Genomic DNA, 4787 nt, shown 5'->3' with positions numbered 1-4787 from the left:
TCCCGAACCCATCTAACTTAACATCAATCGAAAAACTTGATAATTGTTCAAAATCTTGAAGAATTTTTTCAGCTTTTTCGTCATCTTGTTTGACCATTTCCAAGAATCTAGCTCTGAATATATAAGGAAGAATTGTTGTATTTAAATATTTTTGGATTAAAGAACAATAATCACTTTTTCGACTAAAATAAATTTGATGATATACAGTTTCTTGATAAGAAAGTAATTCAAGATAATCAGGTTCATACAATAAAAACTTATTTTGTTTTTCTAAAATATCTTTTTTTTTTAATAATTCACAATACTGTGAAACATTGAATCTATTAATCATTTTAAAATTGAGTTATTATTTATCAGGGAACAAGTGAAAGTCGTCTTTTGCTAATTTTTTAATGTTTCCACTCTTCATTTTTACAGTTGTTCTATGTTTATCTGTGACAGCATCTGTAAAACTGACCAATCCAGATTTTTGATTTATATCGATCGTACCACTGATTTTATATTTTCCTAGAAATCCTGGTACTGAAATAATATTGGGATCGCTCAAACTTTTCGCTATTTCATTTTGTAGTTCAATAACTTTGTGAGCGGGAATATTTTTTCTTAAATAGGCTAACCTATCCGGGTATTCTAGGGCTCGCACAGCTTTGTTATTAAAGCCATCTGGCGGTGATATATTTGGAAACAGATCTTCATGATAGAATTTATCGCGAGTTTGATCGAATTCTACACGTCGTACAGTATTATCTTTTATTGGAACGAGAAGTACGGGCCTCCCATTTTTATCCAACTCATAATCAAAATCAATATCCACCTGATGATCAGAATCAACTTTAAATTTGCCCGGTGGTTTAATTTGAGATTGGTTTTCTTCTGTTTCTGACTCTATTTTTTCATCCAAGTTTAATTCACATTGTTCAGGTTTCTGGTCTTTAGGCTGACTAAAGGAAGGATTCAATTTTTTCCAATAATCCTTATCATCATTCCATTTGGATTGTTCTGGCACATTGTTTTCTTCCGAAGCATCCTCCCAGCTAGCACCAGCACCATTTCCCGGATCGTCTGATCCTCCCGGTGCTGCACGAAATGGTACTTTACAGTCCGAATTTGAAGGCTTTGAATTTTTACTCGGATCTGAATTAACAAATCCTCCCCGAGAAATAGAATTTACAGGCGGTGAAGATGGTCCACTATCACCTGTTTTAACCAAAATAATTTGCTCAATGTCAAGCTTATTTAAGTTTTTTGAAGTTCGTGAATCACTAATTAAAATTCCATTTTCTGATTTAATAAGTATAGCATTTGTGTTTATTGTTCCTGGATCATCTTTAAAATAACTTTCTTTACGTTCAATTTGTTTACTAGGATTTGAGGATATGCTAGGGTCAGGTCTAGCATATCTCAGCCCGAATACAACAATAGCGATACCGAAAATTTTTTTTAAGTTATGCTTTCGGATGTGTTTAAAAATTTTATACAGAATTCTCATGATATACTTTTACTACATTTATTTTTAAAGACGAATACTAAAATGAATAAACCAACAATAAAGGAAGCAAATCGTATTTTAAGAAATTAGTATAACAATTTTAATTGAATAACATTGCTTAATACCCGCTCATTGCCGCTCGGGCTAGTCTTATCAGACGGATACTTCTGCTTCGCATATGCTCTACAGCCGCATTGCTGATGCTCAATCGCCGCATGGCTAAGGACGACAGATCTTATTACGGGAATTATATATCAAAAATTACAAAATAGGAAACACCTTCTTAAAGTGTAAACTTCATTTTTTTAAAAAGTTGAACTTAAGTTAGTTAACCCTTGTAAATAAAGCTTATTCAACAGTCAATGATCTGGATTTATCTCAAAAAGGGCTAAAATGTAACCCTTTTTGTAAGTAACACGTATTTAAACGGATATATTCGTAAGTATTATCTATGGAATTTCGGTATAAAAAATTGATTTTGCTTTCACAAGTAAATTGGATGTCAATTTCTCAACTTCTTTAGTTTTATTTGTTTTCATAAGTAAAGTAAATCGCGGTTCAATTAATTTTGAATCTAGAGCATCTTCGAAAATTATAAGAACGGATTTTCTTAACCTTGTCGTTTTTTGATGAGAGAGACCAACTTGGTCAAAGAATTCTTGAATTTGAAATTCCTTACTCAGCTCAGTCGTCGAAAACGATAAAAGAAAGAAAATTTTTGCTCTTAAATCATAAACGTCATCGCAAGTTAAGAAATCTTGTGGAAAATAAAAAGGATATCTGTAAAAATAAACTTTCTCAGCAATTGCTAATTCGACCTTCCAGGATTTTTCCTTACTCACTTCGAGATAAGGAAAAATCAAAATACTTCGAAAACTCTCAGTCGAAAAATCTTCTAGAACTGGTGGTAATCTTTGTAAAGATTTTAAAAAAGTCACCACTTTTCTAGTTTGATAATAATTTGTTTTCTTTTTTCCTAAAAACTCTGAAAATTCGCTTACTCGAAAAGAAATCATTCGGTAATTTTCACTGGAAATCCAATTGATAGAACTTTCTAGAGTTCGAATGTAACTTAAGAGTTGAAGGAGTTGATATAGAAACTTTTGTTTCTCCAGTGTTTCTAAAGGTAGAGTTTTGAAATACGTCGTGATCAAATAATTCTCATATCTCCGACTTGACCTTATATTACGAAAATTTTCTCTTAACCAATCTGTATAACAGCTATCCATCACAAAGGTAGTCAGAGCTTGTTTATAGAAATGTATACATAAAAGCTCTTCTAATTTTTCAAACTGATTTGAAAATAGATAGAATTCAAAATTTTTTACAACTGATTTTGTCAGTTCAAGCTCAAACCGAATATATTTTCCATTAGATTTTCGATAAACACGAAAATAATTACCACTTCCCCGTCTACCAACCCGTAAAACACCTTTCTCCACGATTGCTATTTTACGCTTGTCTGTTTTTTCAAGTTGACTACGGCATTGTTCTAGAAATGAATCGAAATTTTCAATTTCATCACCTTTTTTAAATTTACGATCATAATACAAATCAATTCGACTTAAACTTGTATTATCAAAGTTCAAAATCTCCCAATCAAGTCCTGTCTCTTTAATAATTTTATAAGAATAAGCTGCATTTTTTCCAGAAAAGCTTAGAGAAGTCCCATACCAATACTTTTGAGAATTCACTCGAAATTTAGCCTTAGACGAACTTCTTTCTTTTTTGACTAGGGTACGATTTTGTGTGGAATTTTCACAATCTGTAAAAGTACTATTACAATCAAAAGTGTTAGACAAATAATTAGCTATTTTTTTAATTCGTTTCAAATCATTAAATTGCAGATTGAGATTTAAATAATCTATTTGAAAATTTTCAGATTCAAAACTTAATTTATTTCGATTCATATTTTTCCTCCGGTCTCACTAATCGATTGTATGGGACATAATTTAATTCCTCTTTTAACACCTTGTAAATCGTATTTCTACCTTTCCCAGTCACTTTCGCAATTTGAGTGATTGATAATTTTTTATTTTCTTTCAAATCTTGAACTTCCGCAATTAATTTTTTTGTAATTACCGTTTTGCGACCTAAATATTTGCCTGCTTTTTTAGCTGCTTCAATTCCTTCTCTTTGACGTGCTCGTCTACGATCATTTTCAAACGTAGCGATCGCTAATAAGTTAGTTGCAATTAATTTATTGGTTGTTAAATCATCTGAGAAAGGAAGATCCAAAGCTACAAATGTTATACATCGTTTAAAAAGTTGATCTTGCAGCGTTAAAAAACTTAAAGTGTTTCTTGAGCAACGATCCAGTTTTGTCACCATTAATAAATCACCTTTTTCCAACTCTTTTTTTATAAGTTTTTCAAAAAAAAATACTCTTTTATTTTTATTAATTCAGGAAAATAAAGGTATAGAATCACTATTATTTCGGTATCAAGATAATTTTCTAAGTTCGACTATAATATATAGTGTATTTAACTTACATATTTTAAAAGGATTATCACTTATGGATACTCGTTTAGTAGTAATTGCTGCACCAGTACTAGTAGCAGCATCATGGGCTTTATTTAATATAGGTCGTTTAGCTATTCAACAAATTCAACGTCTAGGGCGTTAATATTTAACTTTTCAGCAAGTATATTATATATATAATAAAATTATAAAACTATGTCTCATACTGTTAAAATTTACGATACATGTATTGGTTGTACTCAATGTGTAAGAGCTTGCCCAACAGATGTACTAGAAATGGTTCCTTGGGATGGTTGTAAATCTGGTCAAATTGCTTCATCACCTCGTGTTGAAGATTGCGTTGGGTGTAAAAGATGTGAAACCGCATGTCCAACTGACTTTTTAAGTGTTCGAGTATACTTAGGAGCAGAAACGACTAGAAGTTTAGGTTTAGCATACTAAACCAATTAAACAATAAGAAACTTTGTTTCATTAACAAATTAGTAAATTATAATTTACTAATTTGTTCTAGGGGAGAACTAGGATTTGCATAATATTTTTTATCCATAAGCCCAGATAAGTAAGCTAATCGACCTGCTTTTACACCAAATTTCATAGCTTGTGACATATTAGCAGGGTTTTTAGATTGGGCAACTGCTGTATTTAATAAAACTCCATCAGCTCCTAATTCCATAGCATGAGCTGCTTCACTTGGAGTTCCAATACCTGCATCTACTATTACTGGTATATTTGCATTTTCAATAATTATTTGAATATTAGCTAAATTATTTAATCCCTGACCAGATCCAATGGGCGAACCTAGTGGCATTACAGTGGA

At 31.4% G+C, this 4787-nt stretch carries 7 protein-coding genes; 2 read left to right on the top strand and 5 right to left on the bottom strand.

Annotated elements, in window-relative coordinates; translation table 11 throughout:
* From F6K06_RS33075 to F6K06_RS33060, 4 genes are all read right to left on the bottom strand, one after another.
* On the bottom strand, nucleotides 1-331 hold a 331-nt coding region (locus F6K06_RS33075; RefSeq protein WP_287323405.1), incomplete at its 3' end, for a hypothetical protein.
* A 15-nt stretch (nucleotides 332-346) separates the two neighbouring features.
* Nucleotides 347-1489 carry a hypothetical protein gene (locus tag F6K06_RS33070; RefSeq protein WP_287323404.1) on the bottom strand — a complete coding sequence of 381 codons (1143 nt, stop codon included), beginning with the start codon at nucleotides 1487-1489 and terminating at the stop codon, nucleotides 347-349.
* 449 nt (nucleotides 1490-1938) lie between these two features.
* The gene (locus F6K06_RS33065) at nucleotides 1939-3399 is read right to left on the bottom strand and encodes a hypothetical protein (RefSeq protein WP_287323403.1); all 1461 of its coding nucleotides are present in this window, start codon (nucleotides 3397-3399) and stop codon (nucleotides 1939-1941) included.
* Complete coding sequence (locus F6K06_RS33060; RefSeq protein WP_287323406.1) at nucleotides 3386-3853, bottom strand: recombinase family protein; 468 nt, start codon at nucleotides 3851-3853, stop codon at nucleotides 3386-3388. Before F6K06_RS33060 ends, F6K06_RS33065 begins: the two co-directional genes overlap by 14 nt.
* Nucleotides 3854-4004: 151 nt before the next feature.
* On the opposite strand from F6K06_RS33060, the gene F6K06_RS33055 reads away from it, so the two are divergent.
* Complete coding sequence (locus F6K06_RS33055) at nucleotides 4005-4115, top strand: photosystem II protein Y (protein WP_287323402.1); 111 nt, start codon at nucleotides 4005-4007, stop codon at nucleotides 4113-4115.
* Between the two features lie 50 nt (nucleotides 4116-4165).
* A complete protein-coding gene (gene psaC, locus F6K06_RS33050; RefSeq protein ID WP_287323400.1) occupies nucleotides 4166-4411 on the top strand; it encodes a photosystem I iron-sulfur center protein PsaC in 246 nt (81 codons plus the stop codon).
* Between the two features lie 46 nt (nucleotides 4412-4457).
* Here psaC and F6K06_RS33045 read toward each other — a convergent pair.
* Nucleotides 4458-4787, bottom strand: a 330-nt coding sequence (locus F6K06_RS33045) for a HisA/HisF-related TIM barrel protein (protein ID WP_287323357.1), incomplete at its 5' end; no start/stop codon positions are given.

The organism is Okeania sp. SIO1H4, assembly GCF_010672695.1.
Classification (GTDB): domain Bacteria; phylum Cyanobacteriota; class Cyanobacteriia; order Cyanobacteriales; family Microcoleaceae; genus Okeania; species Okeania hirsuta.
Note: the sequence above shows the minus strand (reverse complement) of the source record. Positions and strands in the feature narration are given on the sequence as shown.